The sequence below is a fragment of the Streptomyces sp. NBC_00162 genome (assembly GCF_024611995.1).
In the GTDB taxonomy this organism is placed as follows: Bacteria; Actinomycetota; Actinomycetes; order Streptomycetales; family Streptomycetaceae; genus Streptomyces.
Genome location: NZ_CP102509.1, coordinates 3528682 through 3544374 on the forward strand (window position 1 = coordinate 3528682; position 15693 = coordinate 3544374).

Below are 15693 nucleotides of genomic sequence, written 5' to 3' on the forward strand. Positions count from 1 at the left end.
TCCAGGGGCTCGGCCGTAGCACGCCAGGCTCCGCCATCACCCTGGGGCGGAGCGAAGGTGAAGTTGGTGCGGATATTCCGTTCGGTGGGCACGGCCTTCCTCTCGTTGTCAGCACCGTGGAGCGCGGCCTCCTCCCCCTCTGGCGCGCGCACCGGCGCTCTTCAGGCGAGCCGAACGGCTGATGGTTGACCAGATACCCCAGCGCCACCCCAGCACGGGAAACAGCAGGGGACGACGGCTCGCCTCTTCACCCGAATGCCCCTGCCGCGTTGCCCCCCATCCGCCCCGGTCATCGCATGGAGTGGGAACACGAGCCTGCGCGGGGCCACCGGAAGGCAGGAAAGGGCGCTATGTACGTTCGCAGCATCTATGCAACGGGTGATCCGGCCGAGCTCGACGGGGTCGCCGAGGCGCTCCGGACCGACGGGCGTGCGCTGCTGTCGGCGCAACCGGGCTTTCGCGGGATGGGGCTGTTCGCCGACCGCGAGCTCGGCAAGCTCCTGGTGGGATCGTGGTGGGAGGACGAGGCCTCCCGGCAGGCCAGCTACGAGAACCTGAGCAAGCGGCGGGCCGAGATGATGGCGCCCTTCGCGCAGACCGTGACGGTCGACAACTGGGAAGCGGCGGTCGCCCGGCGCGCAGAGGAACTCGGGCCGGGCGCGGGGTTCCGGCTGGTCCACATGGACGTCGAGCCGGCCGACATCGACCTGCTGGTGGACACGTTCCGCGACACCTCGCTGCCCAAGGTCCAGAAGATCCCCGGACTGGCGGGCATCTCCCTGCTCATCGATCGCGACCGGAGCAGAGCCGCTGTCGGCGCGCTCTACGCCGACCGCGACGCACTCGTGGCATCCCGTGGCGCCATCGCGGCGGTCCGCGGAGAGGCCGCGGCGAAGGCTCGCGCAACCACCCGCAGCCTCGAGGAATTCGAGGTGGTCCTCGCCACGGCGGTGCCCCACGCCTGACCCAACACACCTGCGAAAAGGCGCTTCTCGGAGATCGCATCCAGCACCCATCCAGCATGGTGCAGCCCTACCCAGCACATCCAGCACCCTCGGCCGCGGCGAGGCATGCCCGTCCGCCCCCCACGGCCAAGACGTTGTGTACACATGGGACACTCGGTACCCTTGGGCACATGACACAGCCGCTGCCCGTAGAGTCCATCCGCGACGTGCGCGCGCACCTGGCCGAGGTCGTGGAGCGCGCCGATCGGGACGGCGTGCCGACGGTGATCACGCGCCGCGGCAAGGAAGTCGCCGCCGTCGTGTCGATCGAGGTGCTGCGCAAGTACCAGGAGTGGGAAGAGCGCGAGATCAACCGGATCATCGACGAGCGCATGGCCAACCCGGCACCCGGCATCCCGATCGAGGACATCATGAGGGAGACGCTGGCGCGCGGTGAGTGAGTACCGGACCGCCTTCCGCCCCGAGGCGCAGGCCGAGCTGCGCAAGATCCCGCGCGACATGGCGCTTCGCGTCCTGGCCAAACTGACAGAGCTGGAGAGCGACCCCTTCGGCTTCAACACCACCGCACTCGTATCCCAGCCCGAACGACGCCGCCTGCGCGTCGGCGACTACCGTTTCGTCTACACGATCGACAACGGGGAGCTGGTGGTGTGGGTCGTACACGTCGGACACCGCTCCACGGTCTACGGCACGTAACTGCCCGCGGTTCTGCGGACTATTGCGGACAGCACAACGGCCTGACCCGCGTTCTCGCAGGTCAGGCCGCCTGTGGTTATGCGATCAGACGTTGAAGCGGAACTCCACCACGTCGCCGTCCTGCATGACGTACTCCTTGCCCTCCATGCGGGCCTTGCCCTTGGCGCGGGCTTCTGCGACCGAGCCGCATTCGACCAGGTCCGCGAAGGAGATGACCTCGGCCTTGATGAAGCCGCGCTGGAAGTCGGTGTGGATCACGCCTGCGGCCTCGGGGGCGGTGGCGCCCTGCTTGATGGTCCAGGCGCGGGTTTCCTTCGGGCCGGCCGTCAGGTAGGTCTGCAGGCCCAGGGTGGCGAAGCCGACGCGGCCCAGGGTGGCCATGCCCGGCTCGTCCTGGCCGACCGACTGGAGGAGTTCGAGGGCCTCCTCGTCGTCCAGCTCGACGAGGTCCGCCTCCAGCTTGGCGTTCAGGAAGATCGCCTCCGCCGGGGCGACCAGGGCGGACTGCTCCGCCTTGAAGGCGTCGTCCGTCAGCTCGTCCTCGTCCACGTTGAAGACGTACAGGAAGGGCTTGGTGGTGAGGAGGTGGAGCTCGTGGAGCAGGTCGCCCCGCTCCGTGCCCTTCGTGATGCCCTTGGAGAAGAGGGTGTCGCCCGCTTCGAGGATCTTCTTGGCCTCGACGACGGCCGCGAGGACCGCGACCTTCTCCTTCTGGAGGCGGGACTCCTTCGTCAGGCGCGGCTCGGCCTTCTCGATGGACTGGAGGTCGGCGAGGATCAGCTCGGTGTTGATCGTCTCGATGTCGTCCTTCGGCGAGACCTTGCCGTCGACGTGCACGACGTTCTCGTCCTTGAAGGCGCGGATGACCTGGCAGATCGCGTCCGACTCGCGGATGTTCGCCAGGAACTTGTTGCCCAGGCCCTCACCCTCCGAGGCGCCGCGCACGATTCCCGCGATGTCGACGAAGTCCACCGTGGCGGGCAGGATGCGCTGCGAGCCGAAGATCCCGGCCAGGACGGCCAGGCGCGCGTCCGGGACGCCGACGACGCCGACGTTCGGCTCGATGGTGGCGAACGGGTAGTTGGCCGCCAGCACGTCGTTCTTGGTCAGGGCGTTGAACAGGGTCGACTTGCCGACATTCGGCAGGCCGACGATTCCGATCGTGAGCGACACGTTGGCGACTTCCCGTAGCTGGAGGGGGCGGCGGCCCGGAGTGGGCCACCGGACAGTTTACTTTCCGATGAGTGGCAGTCGTTGTACGCGTGTCCCCACACGGATACCGCGCTCGCCCCGCCTAGCGTGGAGCCGTGGAGCAATACAGGACGCGACCGGCCCCTCACCCGCAGCGACCCCCGGCCCAGCGCCGGGGGACACGGCCCGCGGCCGTGCCCGCCCAGGGCCAGGGCGGCGGCCCGCTGCCCCCGATCGGGCGGCGGATGCCCCGGCCCCGGCTGACCGGGCTCGGCGGCGGGCTCTTCGCCTGCGCCGGCATGCTGCTGGTCGGCGGGATCTGCTGGCTGCTGTTCGGCTCCTCGCTCTTCGTCTACGGGCTGCTCTTCCTGCCCGTAGCGGCCGCCACCGCCATCTGGGTAAGGCCCGCCGACCTGATCACCGCGCCGATCACCGTCCCCATCGCCTTCGCCGCCGGAGTGTGGCCCATCTCCGGCGGCTCCGGCGGCTTCGGCGGGCAGCTGATGGGGCTCGTGTCCGCCCTGTCCCTGCACGCGGGCTGGCTGTATGCGGGGACCCTGGTCGCCGCCCTGATCGTCGTGGTGCGCAAGGCCGTGCTCATCGGCCGGCGGCGGCTGCCCCGCCGCGTCGCCTAGCCGTTCCCCGCCTGGTTCTTCCCCGCCGAAGCCGCCCGCGCCGCCATCGCCGCTCCCACGATGCCCGCGTTGTTCTGGAGCTTCGCCGGAACGATCTCGGCCCTGATGCCCTCGATCAGCGGCAGGAACTTCTCCGGCTTGCGGCTGACGCCGCCGCCGATGATGAAGAGGTCCGGGGAGAACAGCATCTCCACATGGGCCAGGTACCTCTGGACGCGGTGCGCCCAGCGCTCCCACGTGAGGTCCCCGTCCTCCTTGGCCTTCACCGACGCCCGCGTCTCCGCGTCGTGGCCCTTCAGCTCCAGGTGCCCGAGCTCCGTGTTCGGCACCAGCCGCCCGTCCGTGAACACGGCGCTCCCGATGCCCGTGCCCAGGGTGAGCAGGATGACCGTGCCGCCCCGCCCGCGCCCGGCCCCGTACGTCATCTCCGCGACGCCCGCCGCGTCCGCGTCGTTGAGGACCGTGACCGGCAGGCCGCCGCCCAGCTCGCGCGAGAGCAGCGCCGCCGCGTCGGCGCCGACCCACGCCTTGTCCATGTTGGCCGCCGAACGGGTGACGCCGCTGGTGACCACCCCCGGAAAGGTGACCCCGACCGGGCCCGACCACGAGAAGGCGCGGACCACCTCCGCGACGCAGCCGGCCACCCCCTCGGGGGTGGCCGGCTGCGGTGTCAGTACCTTGTGGCGCTCCTGCGCCAGATCGCCACGGTCCAGGTCCACGGGAGCGCCCTTGATCCCGGAACCGCCGATGTCCACACCCATGATCTGCATGGACATACCGTACGAAAGGACTTACTTGTCGGCGACCAGTTCCGCGGCTTCCGCACGCAGGTCGCGGCGCAGTTCCTTCGGGAGCGAGAAGACGATCGATTCCTCTGCGGTCTTGACGATCTCCACGTCCACGTAGCCGCGCACCGCCAGCCACTCCAGGACTTCCTCGACCAGGACCTCCGGCACCGAGGCGCCCGAGGTCAGGCCGACCGTGGTGACGCCCTCCAGCCAGGCCTCGTCGATCTCGCTCGCGAAGTCGACCAGGTACGCGGCGCGCGCGCCGGCGTCGAGCGCGACCTCGACCAGCCGGATCGAGTTGGAGGAGTTCTTGGAGCCCACCACGATGACCAGGTCCGAGTCGGCGCCCATGACCTTGACCGCGGCCTGCCGGTTCGAGGTGGCGTAGCAGATGTCGTCGCTCGGCGGCGAGACCAGCAGCGGGAACTTGGTCTTCAGCGCGTCGACCGTCTCCATCGTCTCGTCGACGGAGAGCGTGGTCTGCGAGAGCCAGACGACCTTGGACTCGTCGCGCACCTCGACATTGGCGACATCGTCCGGACCGTCCACGATCGTGATGTGGTCCGGGGCCTCGCCGGAGGTGCCGATGACCTCCTCGTGGCCCTCGTGGCCGATGAGGAGGATGTCGAAGTCCTCGTTCGCGTACCGGATGGCTTCCTTGTGCACCTTGGTGACCAGCGGGCACGTCGCGTCGATCGTCGCGAGCTTGCCGCGCGCCGCCTCCTCGTGCACCACCGGCGCCACGCCGTGCGCCGAGAACATCACGATGGAGCCCTCGGGCACCTCCTCCGTCCGCTCGACGAAGATGGCGCCCTTCTTCTCCAGCGTCTGGACGACGTACTTGTTGTGCACGATCTCGTGGCGGACGTAGACCGGCGCACCGTACTGCTCGAGAGCCTTCTCGACAGCGATCACGGCTCGGTCCACGCCCGCGCAGTAGCCGCGGGGGGCGGCGAGCAGGACACGGCGGGAAGCGGGAGCAGTCATGGGCTCCATCGTACGGGGGTCTCCAGGAGGCCGGGCATCGCCCGTTCGGCAGAGACTGGGGCGAATGTCCGTACTGCCCATCCCCCGGAGGAACGATGGCGTCCGCGACGGAGCCCCGTACCGAACACACCGGGCTGCGGCGCAGCCTCGGCTTCCGGGACCTGGTCGTCTACGGGCTGCTCTTCATCGCGCCCATGGCCCCGGTCGGGGTCTTCGGCACCCTGGACGCCAAGTCGCACGGCGCCGTGGCCCTCGTCTACCTCGCCGCGACGGTCGCCATGGCCTTCACCGCCTTCTCGTACGCCCAGATGGTGCGGGTCGCCCCGCAGGCCGGCTCGGTCTTCACCTATGCCCGCAAGGGCCTCGGCGAGGGGCCCGGCCTGATCGCCGGGTGGATGGCGATGCTCGACTACCTGCTGATCCCGGCGGTCGCCTACCTGTTCTCGGGGATCGCGATGAACGCCCTGGTGCCGGAGGTCTCCCGGTGGGCGTGGACCGCCCTGGCCGTCGTGGTCACAACCCTGCTGAACCTGTGGGGCGTACGGGCGGCCGCCCGCGTGGGCTTCGCCGTGCTGGCCATGGAAATCCTGGTGCTCCTGGTCTTCCTGGTCGCGGCGGTGACCGTCCTGGCGCGGGACGGGGCGCAGCGCGGCTGGCTGTCCCCGCTGACCGGCGACGGCTCGCTGGGCTTCTCGACGGCCGCCGTACTGGGCGCGGTGTCGGTCGCGGTGCTCTCGTACCTGGGCTTCGACGCGATCGTCTCCTTCGCGGAGGAGGTCACGGGGGGCTCGGCGCGGGTGGCCCGGGCGGTGCTGTTCTGCCTGGCGCTGGCCGGGGTGCTGTTCATCGCCCAGACCTACCTCGTCGCGCTGCTCAGCCCGGTCACCTCGGCGGAGCTGGCGGCCGATCCGGCGCAGCAGGGGCCGGCCTTCTACAACGCGGTGGAGGCCTCGGTCGGCTTCTGGCTGCACGACCTGGTGGCGATCTCCAAGGCGATCGGGGCGGCCTTCGCGGCGCTGGCCGGGCAGGCGGCCGCCGGGCGGCTGCTGTTCGCGATGGCCCGGGAGCGGCGGCTGCCGGGCGTGCTCGCGCGGACCTCGGACGGCACGCCGCGGCCGGCGCTGCTGGTGGCGGCCACGGTGACGCTGGTCGCGGCGGTGTGGGCGGCCAGGCGTGCCGACGGGCTCGACCATCTGGTGTCGGTCGTCGACGTCGGGGCGCTGGTGGCCTTCACTCTGCTGCACGCCTCCGTGGTGGGCTGGTTCGTCGTCCAGCGCCGGGAGGGCCCGCCCAGCTGGTGGAAGCACCTGGTGGTCCCGGTGCTGGGGGCGGCGGTGACCGTCACGGTGATCGTGGAGGCCTCCCGGGAGGCGCAGGTGGTGGGGGCGGCGTGGCTGGCGGTGGGCCTGGGCCTGCTGGTGGTGCAGCGCGGTCGCCGGGATTCCGACAGCGGCGCCGACACCGGCGCGGACATCCGCCCCGACAGCGGCGCCGACACCGGCGCGGACATCCGCCCCGACATCGGCGCCGGACCCTGAGACGCTGTCAGCGGCGCCCGTTAGCCTGCGTACATGGGACTCAATACGTCGGCCGAGGCGCCGCTGCCGGTAGGCCAGGTGTCCCGGCTCATCGGGGGCTGGATCGAGCGGCTCGGCCAGGTGTGGGTGGAGGGGCAGATCACGCAGCTCTCGCGGCGGCCGGGAGCGGGGGTGGTCTTCCTGACGCTGCGCGACCCCTCGCACGACATCTCGGTCAGCGTGACCTGCTTCCGCCAGGTCTTCGACGAGGTCGCGGACGTCGTGTCGGAGGGGGCGCGCGTCGTCCTGCTGGCCAAACCCGAGTGGTACGCCCCGCGCGGGCAGCTGTCCCTGCGGGCCACGGAGATACGGCCGGTCGGCATCGGGGAGCTGCTGGCCCGGCTGGAGCGGCTGAAGCGGTCCCTGGCCTCGGAGGGCCTGTTCGCGCTGGACCGCAAGAAGCCGCTGCCCTTCCTGCCGCAGCTGATCGGGCTGGTGGTCGGGCGGGCCTCGGCGGCCGAGCGCGACGTACTGGAGAACGCCCGGCGCCGCTGGCCGGCGGTCCGCTTCGAGGTGCGCAACGTCGCCGTCCAGGGCGTGCACGCGGTGCCGCAGGTGATCCAGGCGGTCAAGGAGCTCGACGCCCTCGACGAGGTCGACGTGATCATCGTGGCGCGCGGCGGCGGCAGCGTGGAGGACCTGCTGCCCTTCTCCGACGAGGAGGTCGTACGGGCGGTCGCGGCGGCCCGTACCCCGGTGGTCTCGGCGATCGGCCACGAGCCGGACTCCCCGCTGCTGGACCTGGTCGCGGACCTGCGGGCCTCCACGCCCACGGACGCGGCCAAGAAGGTGGTCCCGGACGTCGGCGAGGAGCTGGAGCGCGTACGCCAGTTGCAGGGCCGGGGGCTGCGCGCGGTGAGCGGGCTGCTGGACCGAGAGGAGCGCGGCCTCGCGCACGCCCTCGCCCGGCCGGTGTTCGTCCATCCGCAGCGGATGGTCGAGACCCGCGAGGACGAGCTGGAGGCCCTGCTCGGGCGCAGCAGGCGGACGCTGGGCCACCTGCTGGACCGGGCCGATTCGGAGCTCGCGCACACCCTCGCCCGGGTGGTGGCGCTGTCGCCCGCGGCGACCCTGGAGCGGGGGTACGCGGTGCTCCAGCGGGCCGACGGGCACGTGGTGCGCGCGCCGGAGGAGGTCGCGGAGGGCGAGGTGCTGCGTGCGCGGGTGGCGGAGGGAGAGTTCTCCGTACGGGTCGCCGAGGCCGAATAGCGGGCAGCAGACGGCGACACACTGCCGCAATCAAGTCGTTGCACTACACACATAGGGTGGAAAAGGGAATGGCAGAGGCCGAAACGGCGCTGGGGTACGAGCAGGCCCGCGACGAGCTCATCGAGGTCGTCCGCAAGCTGGAGGCCGGCGGGACGTCGCTGGAGGACTCGCTGGCGCTCTGGGAGCGCGGCGAGGAGCTGGCGAAGGTGTGCCGGCACTGGCTGGAGGGGGCCAGGGCGCGGCTGGACTCGGCGCTCGCGGCGCGCGACGACGCGGCCGAGGAGCAGTGATCCCGATCACCACCGTGGCTATTTAGTTGAAAGTTCACCTATTTTCGCCGTAGAGTCGGGGACATCGCTTCACCCACGTATGGAAGAAGGCTTTCCGATGTCTCTCGTTCTTGACTCCGCCGCGCAGGACCTGCTGTTCCGCGAGGCCCGTACGGCCAACTCGTTCTCCGACGAGCCGGTCACCGAGGAGCAGGTGCAGGCGATCTACGACCTGGTGAAGTACGGCCCCACCGCCTTCAACCAGACCCCGCTGCGCATCACCCTGGTCCGCTCCCCCGAGGCCCGCGAGCGCCTCGTGAAGCACCTGGCCGAGGGCAACCAGGCCAAGACCGCCGCCGCGCCGCTGGTCGCGATCCTCGCCGCCGACAACGAGTTCCACGAGGAGCTCCCGGCGCTGCTGCCGCACTTCCCGCAGGCCAAGGACATGTTCTTCGCCGAGCGCCCGGTCCGCGAGCAGTCCGCCCTGCTCAACGCCGCGCTGCAGGCCGCGTACTTCATCGTCGGCATCCGCGCCGCCGGCCTGGCCGCGGGCCCGATGACCGGCGCCGACCTGGCCGGCATCCAGAAGGAGTTCCTGGACGCCGACCACACCCCGCTGATGATCGTCAACATCGGCAAGCCGGGCGAGGACGCCTGGTTCCCGCGCTCCCCGCGCCTGGCGTTCGACGAGGTCGTCACCACCGTCTGAGCCACCCCGCACGGCAAACGGCCGCGCGCCCCGGTTTCCCGGGGCGCGCGGCCGTTTCGCGTTGCCGAACTCGCGTTGCCGAAGGTTTCGCGCTGCCGAAGGTTTCGCGCTGCCGAAGGTTTCCGGCCGAAGACCTCAGGCGCCCTGCTGGCCCTGCTTGAACTCCAGCGCCGCCGCCATCGTGCCGAGCTGCTCGAAGGAGGCCGTCCCGGTGACCACCGTGACGTAGCCCTGCTCCTGCTTCACGAGGGCGTCGTACTTCTCGCCGTCCCAGCGCTCCCAGACCGCGTCGCCCACCTGCTGCGTCTGCCCGGTGGGCTTCGCCTTCTGGGTGACCGCACCGAGGTACTTGGCGGAGGTGTCCGTGGACTGCTCCACCGACACGTACTGCCGGTCCGGGTCCTGGAAACCCAGGTGCCAGGCGTTGGAGTCCTTGCGCTGGTACGTCACCGAGGTCGCCCGCCACTCCGCCGGCAGCCCCACCGGGACGGCCACGGGGTACGGTGCGGCGCGCCGGGCCGTGAGCGTCTCCACCCGGTAGTCGACCGTGCGCGTCGGATCGGCGTTCTCGTCATGTGGGACGAAGAGGTAGATCCCCGCGACCACGACGCCGATCACCGCCAGCGATCGGACCATGTCCCAGACCGTCTGCTTGCCTTTCATACCTGCCACGGCACCATCGTCCCGCATGCGCGCGAGCGATCACCGCCGGGGTCGCCCCGGACTCCTGTGCGGCGCGCCACCGCGGTCGGCAAGACGTCCGCTCAGGCCAATCGGCTGACCGATATCCCGCTCATACGTGACCCGCCCTGCTCAATATGTCGACGTACCGATAGAGTTCCAGCACCCTCACATCCCGGCCGTCGTCGTACAGAAAGGTGCGCTCCGATGACCGAGCACAACCTGCCGCCCCAGCTCGAAGTCTCTCCCGAAGCCCCCGACCGCAACCTCGCCCTGGAACTCGTCCGGGTGACCGAGGCCGCAGCCATGGCCGCGGGCCGGTGGGTCGGCCGCGGTGACAAGCTCGGCGCGGACGGCGCCGCGGTCAACGCGATGCGGACCCTGATCTCCACCGTCTCGATGAACGGCGTCGTCGTCATCGGCGAGGGGGAGAAGGACGAAGCCCCCATGCTCTTCAACGGCGAGCGGGTCGGCGACGGCACCGGCGCCGAGGTCGACATCGCCGTGGACCCGATCGACGGCACCACCCTGAACGCCAAGGGCATGCCGAACGCCATCGCCGTCCTGGCCGCCGCCGACCGCGGCACCATGTTCGACCCGTCGGCCGTCTTCTACATGGAGAAGCTGGTCACGGGCCCGGAGGCTGCCGACTTCGTCGACATCAACGCACCCGTCTCGGTGAACATCCGGCGCGTCGCCAAGGCCAAGGGGATGGCCGTCGAGGACGTCACGGTCGTCATCCTGGACCGCCCCCGCCACGAGGGCATCGTCAAGGAGATCCGCGAGACCGGCGCGCGGATCAAGTTCATCTCGGACGGCGACGTCGCGGGCTCGGTCATGGCCGTGCGCGAGGGCACCGGCGTGGACCTGCTCCTCGGCATCGGCGGCACCCCCGAGGGCATCATCTCGGCGTGCGCCATAAAGTGCCTCGGCGGCACGATCCAGGGCAAGCTGTGGCCCAAGGACGAGGCCGAGCGCCAGAAGGCCCTCGACGCGGGCCACGACCTGGACCGGGTTCTGCACACGAACGACCTGGTGTCCGGCGAGAACGTCTTCTTCGTCGCCACCGGCATCACGGACGGCGAACTGCTGCGCGGCGTCCACTACCGCTCGGAGACCGCGACCACGTCCTCGCTGGTCATGCGCTCGAAGTCGGGCACGATCCGGCAGATCGACTCGACGCACCGTCTGTCGAAGCTGCGCGCGTACAGCGCGGTCGACTTCGACCGGGCCCAGTAGGACCAGGGCGGGCACAGCGAGAGGGGCGGTCACCGCGTGCGGCGGTGACCGCCCCTCTCGCTGTCCCCGCGCATTCCGTACGGTGCTGCGCGCCCGGGGTACGGGGCTCAGCCCGCGGCGGCGATCGGCCCGGACCCGGGGGCCTGGCGCAGTTCTGCGGCCCTGCGCCGCATCCGGGCCAGGACCACCCGGCGCTCGGCGGCGGTGAGGCCGCCCCAGACCCCGTACGGCTCGGGCTGGAGCAGCGCGTGCTCCCGGCAGGCGACCATGACCGGGCAGCGGGCGCAGACGCGCTTGGCGGCCTCCTCGCGGGAGAGCCGGGCCGCCGTGGGCTCTTTGGAGGGGGCGAAGAACAGGCCCGCCTCGTCGCGGCGGCACACCGCCTCCGCATGCCATGGGCCGTCCTCAGCCCTCGCCGGCACCCGCGGCTTCGGCACGACGGCAACCTTCAGGGACTGATGCGGCGGATGCGGCACGGTCTACTCCTGACGACGGATACGCGAGCGAGAGACGATGCACCTGTCCCTACCCGCTGTGCGTGCCCCTATGCACCGGGTACCGGCGGGCGGCGGGGGTTCGTCCGAAACGCGACCCCCGCGGGGAGCCGCTCTCAGCCGTCCAGGCGCTTGCGCATCCGGTCCGCCAGATCGACCAGCCGGGCGCCGGGCCTGGGCCGTGCCTCGATGTTGCCCAGCAGGGCGAAGCCGCGGACGATCACGACCGGGGCCTGCGGGTCGGTCTCCCCGCGGCCCTCGCCGCGCACCTCGAAGTTGCCGAGGACTCCGCTTCCGTAGCCGCGCAGGGTGACGTTCTCCGGAACCAGGACCTCCACGTTCCCGAGGACGCAGGTCACGTTGATCTCGGTGACCTGCTGTTCGAAGACCGCCTCGGTGAGGTCGATGGTGATGTCGCCCATGACCGAGACCGCACGGGTGAGCGCGCCCGGCCGCCAGCGGCCCTTGCGGGCGGAGCTGCTGCACACGGCGACGACCGTCTCGGTGTAGCCCGCCGCCGTGGCGTGGGCCGCATACGCGGGCGCGGCCGAGGTGTGGCCGGTGCCCGGCGCGGGGAGGTCCCGTACGAGCAGTTCCAGCTCGCCCACCGTCTTGACGGCGTACAGCGAGTCCAGGCGCTCGGAGTGTTCCTCGGAGGTCAGCCGGCCCTCGGCGAGGGCGTCGGCGAGGATCTGCGCGATCCGGTCCCGGTCGGCGTCGGAGGCGCGCAGTTCGGCCGCCGCGGGGGCGGGAGCCGGCGCGGGGGCAGGGGCGGCGGGGTGCTTTTCCAGGTCCACGCGACCCAGCATAGCGAGACACGATAGATCGCGATACTCCCGCGTGAGCCCGAGTGAACCCGAGTGAGCCTTACCTCACAGACACGGGCACCCCGGGAGGTTCTACGCTGGTGGACTGCGCTGCCAATTGGTCGCCAGCGCTGTCTGCCGAGTGAGGAATGACTGCCGTCATGCCAGAGTTTGCGTACACCGACCTGCTGCCCCTGGGCGAGGACGCCACCCCCTACCGGCTGGTGACCGCCGAGGGCGTGTCCACCTTCGAGGCGGATGGCCGTACGTTCCTCAAGGTCGAGCCCGAGGCGCTGCGCAAGCTCGCCGAAGAGGCCATCCACGACATCCAGCACTTCCTGCGCCCCGCGCACCTCGGGCAGCTGCGTCGCATCATCGACGACCCCGAGGCGAGCGCGAACGACAAGTTCGTGGCGCTGGACCTGCTGAAGAACGCGAACATCGCGGCGGCCGGCGTCCTGCCGATGTGCCAGGACACCGGCACGGCGATCGTCATGGGCAAACGCGGCCAGAACGTCCTCACCGAGGGCGGCGACGAGGCGGCCCTCTCCCGCGGCATCTACGACGCCTACACGCGGCTGAACCTGCGCTACTCGCAGATGGCGCCGATCACGATGTGGGAGGAGAAGAACACCGGCTCGAACCTGCCCGCGCAGATCGAGCTGTACGCGACCGACGGCGGCGCGTACAAGTTCCTCTTCATGGCCAAGGGCGGCGGCTCGGCCAACAAGTCCTTCCTCTACCAGGAGACCAAGGCGGTCCTCAACGAGGCCTCCATGATGAAGTTCCTGGAGGAGAAGATCCGTTCGCTCGGTACGGCGGCCTGCCCGCCCTACCACCTGGCGATCGTGGTCGGCGGCACCTCCGCCGAGCACGCGCTGAAGACCGCCAAGTACGCCTCGGCGCACTACCTGGACGAGCTGCCCCGCGAGGGCTCGCCGCTCGGCCACGGCTTCCGCGACGAGGCCCTGGAGCAGCAGGTCTTCGAGCTGACGCAGAAGATCGGCATCGGCGCGCAGTTCGGCGGCAAGTACTTCTGCCACGACGTGCGCGTGGTCCGGCTGCCGCGCCACGGCGCCTCGCTGCCGGTCGCGATCGCCGTGTCATGCTCGGCGGACCGCCAGGCCACCGCGAAGATCACCGCCGAGGGCGTGTTCCTGGAGCAGCTGGAGCGCGACCCGGCCCGCTTCCTGCCGGAGACCACCGACGAGCACCTGGCCGAGTCCGCGGACGTGGTCTCCATCGACCTGAACCAGCCGATGGACGAGATCCTGGCGACCCTGACCAAGCACCCGGTCAAGACCCGCCTGTCGCTGACCGGCCCGCTGGTCGTGGCGCGCGACATCGCGCACGCCAAGATCAAGGAGCTGCTGGACTCGGGCGCGGAGATGCCGCAGTACCTGAAGGACCACCCGGTCTACTACGCCGGCCCGGCGAAGACCCCCGAGGGCTACGCCTCGGGCTCCTTCGGTCCGACCACGGCCGGCCGGATGGACTCCTACGTCGAGCAGTTCCAGGCGGCGGGCGGCTCCAAGGTCATGCTGGCCAAGGGCAACCGCTCCCAGCAGGTGACGGACGCCTGCGGCTCGCACGGCGGCTTCTACCTCGGCTCGATCGGCGGCCCGGCGGCGCGCCTCGCCCAGGACTGCATCAAGAAGGTCGAGGTCCTGGAGTACGAGGAGCTCGGCATGGAGGCTGTCTGGAAGATCGAGGTCGAGGACTTCCCGGCCTTCATCGTGGTCGACGACAAGGGCAACGACTTCTTCCAGAACCCGGCCCCGGAGCCGACGTTCACCCACATCCCGGTGCGCGGTCCGGGTCTCGCGTAACGAGTCGCTGCGCCGGGGCAGGGAGGCTGCGCCTGCCCCGGTTCCGCGTGGTCGTGCCCGGGCCGCAACGGCCCGGGCGTATCCCAGGTGCGCGTTACAGGTAGGTCACCTGGCGAATGTAGACGCACTCACTCCTGGGGATGATCAGATAGACGAACATGCCGTCGTCAAGGTTCATGACGGCACCCTTCGGCCCCATCTCGCGGTAGGCGGTGCCGTCGAGGTAGAGCGCTTCCGATGCTCGTACGAGTTCGTCAGCGGCCTTTTCCACTTCCGCTACGAACGCCGGCGGGGCGCCTCCGGTGACGTACTCCTCGCTGGGGTCGTACTCCCACCTCCAGGTCACGCGGTCACCGCCTCCGCGGCCTCGGCCTCGACAGCGGCCAGCTCGTCCATGGCGGGGCGGAAGTCCGGATCATCCTTGCCGGTGGTGCGGTGAATGGCAGCCAGGGCGTCATTGCGACGAGTGAAGAGGTCTGGACGCCGTTCGATCTCCACCTCGCGCATCCACCAGTCGAGCCAGTGTGTGAGGTGGCCGATCTTCCCACTGCGGATGGCCGCGGCCAGCGCGTTTTCCTTGTGCTGCTCCAGCTCCGCCAGACGGTGCGGGGCGATGCGGGCGAGGGCGACACGTACGGCGTCGGGGGCGCGCTCGGGGCGCGGGATCAGCTCCGCGCCGTGGTCCGACTGTGTGGTCACGGTGTCCTCCAAGGGGTGCCTCGGCCAGCGTATCCATTCCTCGACGCCGTGAAGGCCGGAGTGCCCACTCCTGATCGGCACCGGGTTAACGTCAGGGACACAGGGGCGCACCTGCCTGTTCACCCCGGTTTGCAAGGATTTCCGTATGACTGTGATGTCCTCTCCCCGCACCGACCGCGCCGTCCGCGTGGTCGCCCATCGGGGGGCCTCCCACGAGCACCCCGAGCACACCATGGCCGCGTACCGGCAGGCCATCGAAGACGGGGCCGACGCGCTCGAGTGCGATGTGCGGCTGACCGCCGACCGGAAGCTGGTCTGTGTGCACGACCGGCGGGTCGAGCGGACCTCCGACGGGCGCGGGGTCGTCTCCGAGATGACGTACGAGGAGCTCCGCGCGCTCGACTTCGGGGCGTGGAAGGGGGCCGCGCACGCCGGGGCCCGGGTGCTGCTCTTCGAGGACCTGCTGCGGGAGGCACTGGCGGCGCCGCGGCCGGTCGGGCTCGCGGTCGAGACCAAGCACCCGTCCCGCGCGGGCGGGCGGCTGGAGGCCGAGCTGGTGCGGATGCTCCGGGAGTACGGGCTGGCCGACGGGGCCACCGGCCGCGTCGAGGTGATGAGCTTCTCGCGCACGGCGCTGACCCGGATGCACCGGCTCGCGCCCGGCCTGCCCGCCGTGTTCCTCATCGAGCGCACCGTCCGCCCGGTGCGGCCCCCGTACGCGACCCACGCGGGCCCGGGCATCGACCTCGTGCGGCGGGACCCGGGTCTGGTGGCCCGGCTGAAGGCCAAGGGGCTGTCCGTCCGGGTGTGGACCGTGGACGAGGCGGAGGACGTGGAGCTGTGCGTGCGGCTCGGCGTGGACACGATCATCACCAACCGGCCGCGGGAGGTACGGAAACTGCTGCTCGACATGTAGGCA

General features: G+C 70.7%; 19 protein-coding genes. 11 read left to right on the forward strand and 8 right to left on the reverse strand.

Annotated features, from left to right (window positions below; all coding sequences use genetic code 11):
* Positions 1-350: 350 nt before the first annotated feature.
* The 3 genes from JIW86_RS16170 (at position 351) to JIW86_RS16180 (ending at position 1661) form a co-directional block, all read left to right on the forward strand.
* A complete protein-coding gene (locus JIW86_RS16170) occupies positions 351-965 on the forward strand; it encodes an antibiotic biosynthesis monooxygenase (RefSeq protein ID WP_257554372.1) in 615 nt (204 codons plus the stop codon).
* A gap of 170 nt (positions 966-1135) precedes the next feature.
* Positions 1136-1405: a type II toxin-antitoxin system Phd/YefM family antitoxin gene (locus JIW86_RS16175; protein ID WP_257554373.1), complete on the forward strand. Its 270-nt coding sequence runs from the start codon at positions 1136-1138 to the stop codon at positions 1403-1405.
* A complete protein-coding gene (locus JIW86_RS16180) occupies positions 1398-1661 on the forward strand; it encodes a type II toxin-antitoxin system RelE family toxin (RefSeq protein ID WP_257554375.1) in 264 nt (87 codons plus the stop codon). The genes JIW86_RS16175 and JIW86_RS16180 overlap by 8 nt, the downstream gene beginning before the upstream one ends.
* Before the next feature lie 84 nt (positions 1662-1745).
* Here the strand turns inward: JIW86_RS16180 and ychF are convergent, their stop codons facing one another.
* Positions 1746-2834, reverse strand: a complete 1089-nt coding sequence (ychF, locus tag JIW86_RS16185; protein ID WP_257554378.1) for a redox-regulated ATPase YchF — start codon at positions 2832-2834, stop codon at positions 1746-1748.
* Positions 2835-2968: 134 nt separating this feature from the next.
* Here ychF and JIW86_RS16190 point away from each other — a divergent pair, with 134 nt between their 5' ends.
* Positions 2969-3487 (forward strand): DUF6542 domain-containing protein, encoded by a 519-nt coding sequence (locus JIW86_RS16190; protein WP_416237570.1) that lies wholly within the window; start codon positions 2969-2971, stop codon positions 3485-3487.
* Here JIW86_RS16190 and ppgK read toward each other — a convergent pair.
* Both ppgK and JIW86_RS16200 read right to left on the reverse strand, forming a co-directional pair.
* Positions 3484-4257: a polyphosphate--glucose phosphotransferase gene (gene ppgK, locus JIW86_RS16195; RefSeq protein ID WP_322975528.1), complete on the reverse strand. Its 774-nt coding sequence runs from the start codon at positions 4255-4257 to the stop codon at positions 3484-3486. The two genes, JIW86_RS16190 and ppgK, sit on opposite strands and share 4 nt — an antisense overlap.
* Positions 4258-4278: 21 nt before the next feature.
* Positions 4279-5271 (reverse strand): 4-hydroxy-3-methylbut-2-enyl diphosphate reductase, encoded by a 993-nt coding sequence (locus JIW86_RS16200; protein WP_257554382.1) that lies wholly within the window; start codon positions 5269-5271, stop codon positions 4279-4281.
* Positions 5272-5357: 86 nt separating this feature from the next.
* Here JIW86_RS16200 and JIW86_RS16205 point away from each other — a divergent pair, with 86 nt between their 5' ends.
* The 4 genes from JIW86_RS16205 (at position 5358) to JIW86_RS16220 (ending at position 9026) form a co-directional block, all read left to right on the forward strand.
* Positions 5358-6800, forward strand: a complete 1443-nt coding sequence (locus tag JIW86_RS16205) for an APC family permease (protein ID WP_257554383.1) — start codon at positions 5358-5360, stop codon at positions 6798-6800.
* A 33-nt stretch (positions 6801-6833) separates the two neighbouring features.
* Positions 6834-8048, forward strand: coding sequence for an exodeoxyribonuclease VII large subunit (gene xseA / locus JIW86_RS16210; protein ID WP_257554384.1), 1215 nt, complete (start codon positions 6834-6836; stop codon positions 8046-8048).
* 68 nt (positions 8049-8116) lie between these two features.
* A complete protein-coding gene (locus JIW86_RS16215; RefSeq protein WP_215145994.1) occupies positions 8117-8338 on the forward strand; it encodes an exodeoxyribonuclease VII small subunit in 222 nt (73 codons plus the stop codon).
* 97 nt (positions 8339-8435) lie between these two features.
* Complete coding sequence (locus tag JIW86_RS16220) at positions 8436-9026, forward strand: malonic semialdehyde reductase (protein ID WP_257554386.1); 591 nt, start codon at positions 8436-8438, stop codon at positions 9024-9026.
* Between the two features lie 135 nt (positions 9027-9161).
* Here JIW86_RS16220 and JIW86_RS16225 read toward each other — a convergent pair whose 3' ends face one another.
* A complete protein-coding gene (locus JIW86_RS16225) occupies positions 9162-9689 on the reverse strand; it encodes a DUF4245 domain-containing protein (protein ID WP_257559336.1) in 528 nt (175 codons plus the stop codon).
* A gap of 225 nt (positions 9690-9914) precedes the next feature.
* Between JIW86_RS16225 and glpX the strand changes: the two genes are divergently transcribed.
* The gene (gene glpX, locus JIW86_RS16230; protein WP_215145988.1) at positions 9915-10946 is read left to right on the forward strand and encodes a class II fructose-bisphosphatase; all 1032 of its coding nucleotides are present in this window, start codon (positions 9915-9917) and stop codon (positions 10944-10946) included.
* A gap of 107 nt (positions 10947-11053) precedes the next feature.
* Here glpX and JIW86_RS16235 read toward each other — a convergent pair whose 3' ends face one another.
* The gene (locus JIW86_RS16235) at positions 11054-11422 is read right to left on the reverse strand and encodes a WhiB family transcriptional regulator (RefSeq protein ID WP_215145986.1); all 369 of its coding nucleotides are present in this window, start codon (positions 11420-11422) and stop codon (positions 11054-11056) included.
* Between the two features lie 134 nt (positions 11423-11556).
* A complete protein-coding gene (locus JIW86_RS16240; protein WP_257554394.1) occupies positions 11557-12237 on the reverse strand; it encodes a DUF1707 SHOCT-like domain-containing protein in 681 nt (226 codons plus the stop codon).
* A 170-nt stretch (positions 12238-12407) separates the two neighbouring features.
* Here JIW86_RS16240 and JIW86_RS16245 point away from each other — a divergent pair, with 170 nt between their 5' ends.
* Positions 12408-14075: a fumarate hydratase gene (locus JIW86_RS16245; RefSeq protein ID WP_257554395.1), complete on the forward strand. Its 1668-nt coding sequence runs from the start codon at positions 12408-12410 to the stop codon at positions 14073-14075.
* Positions 14076-14169: 94 nt separating this feature from the next.
* On the opposite strand, the gene JIW86_RS16250 is transcribed toward JIW86_RS16245, so the two are convergent.
* On the reverse strand, positions 14170-14421 hold the full coding sequence (locus JIW86_RS16250) for a hypothetical protein (RefSeq protein WP_257554396.1): 252 nt from the start codon (positions 14419-14421) through the stop codon (positions 14170-14172).
* Complete coding sequence (locus JIW86_RS16255; RefSeq protein ID WP_257554398.1) at positions 14418-14774, reverse strand: hypothetical protein; 357 nt, start codon at positions 14772-14774, stop codon at positions 14418-14420. The genes JIW86_RS16250 and JIW86_RS16255 overlap by 4 nt, the downstream gene beginning before the upstream one ends.
* A 145-nt stretch (positions 14775-14919) precedes the next feature.
* Between JIW86_RS16255 and JIW86_RS16260 the strand changes: the two genes are divergently transcribed.
* On the forward strand, positions 14920-15690 hold the full coding sequence (locus JIW86_RS16260; RefSeq protein WP_257554400.1) for a glycerophosphodiester phosphodiesterase: 771 nt from the start codon (positions 14920-14922) through the stop codon (positions 15688-15690).
* The last annotated feature ends 3 nt before the right edge of the window (positions 15691-15693 follow it).

What these genes read in the sequence shown, in the direction of transcription:
- JIW86_RS16260 (WP_257554400.1), top strand. Translation starts at nt 14,920, where the DNA reads ATGACTGTGATGTCCTCTCCCCGCACCGACCGCGCCGTCCGCGTGGTC.
- JIW86_RS16225 (WP_257559336.1), bottom strand. Translation starts at nt 9,689, where the DNA reads ATGAAAGGCAAGCAGACGGTCTGGGACATGGTCCGATCGCTGGCGGTG.
- JIW86_RS16205 (WP_257554383.1), top strand. Translation starts at nt 5,358, where the DNA reads ATGGCGTCCGCGACGGAGCCCCGTACCGAACACACCGGGCTGCGGCGC.
- JIW86_RS16170 (WP_257554372.1), top strand. Translation starts at nt 351, where the DNA reads ATGTACGTTCGCAGCATCTATGCAACGGGTGATCCGGCCGAGCTCGAC.
- glpX (WP_215145988.1), top strand. Translation starts at nt 9,915, where the DNA reads ATGACCGAGCACAACCTGCCGCCCCAGCTCGAAGTCTCTCCCGAAGCC.
- xseA (WP_257554384.1), top strand. Translation starts at nt 6,834, where the DNA reads ATGGGACTCAATACGTCGGCCGAGGCGCCGCTGCCGGTAGGCCAGGTG.
- JIW86_RS16200 (WP_257554382.1), bottom strand. Translation starts at nt 5,271, where the DNA reads ATGGAGCCCATGACTGCTCCCGCTTCCCGCCGTGTCCTGCTCGCCGCC.
- JIW86_RS16220 (WP_257554386.1), top strand. Translation starts at nt 8,436, where the DNA reads ATGTCTCTCGTTCTTGACTCCGCCGCGCAGGACCTGCTGTTCCGCGAG.
- JIW86_RS16245 (WP_257554395.1), top strand. Translation starts at nt 12,408, where the DNA reads ATGCCAGAGTTTGCGTACACCGACCTGCTGCCCCTGGGCGAGGACGCC.
- ppgK (WP_322975528.1), bottom strand. Translation starts at nt 4,257, where the DNA reads ATGCAGATCATGGGTGTGGACATCGGCGGTTCCGGGATCAAGGGCGCT.
- JIW86_RS16175 (WP_257554373.1), top strand. Translation starts at nt 1,136, where the DNA reads ATGACACAGCCGCTGCCCGTAGAGTCCATCCGCGACGTGCGCGCGCAC.
- JIW86_RS16215 (WP_215145994.1), top strand. Translation starts at nt 8,117, where the DNA reads ATGGCAGAGGCCGAAACGGCGCTGGGGTACGAGCAGGCCCGCGACGAG.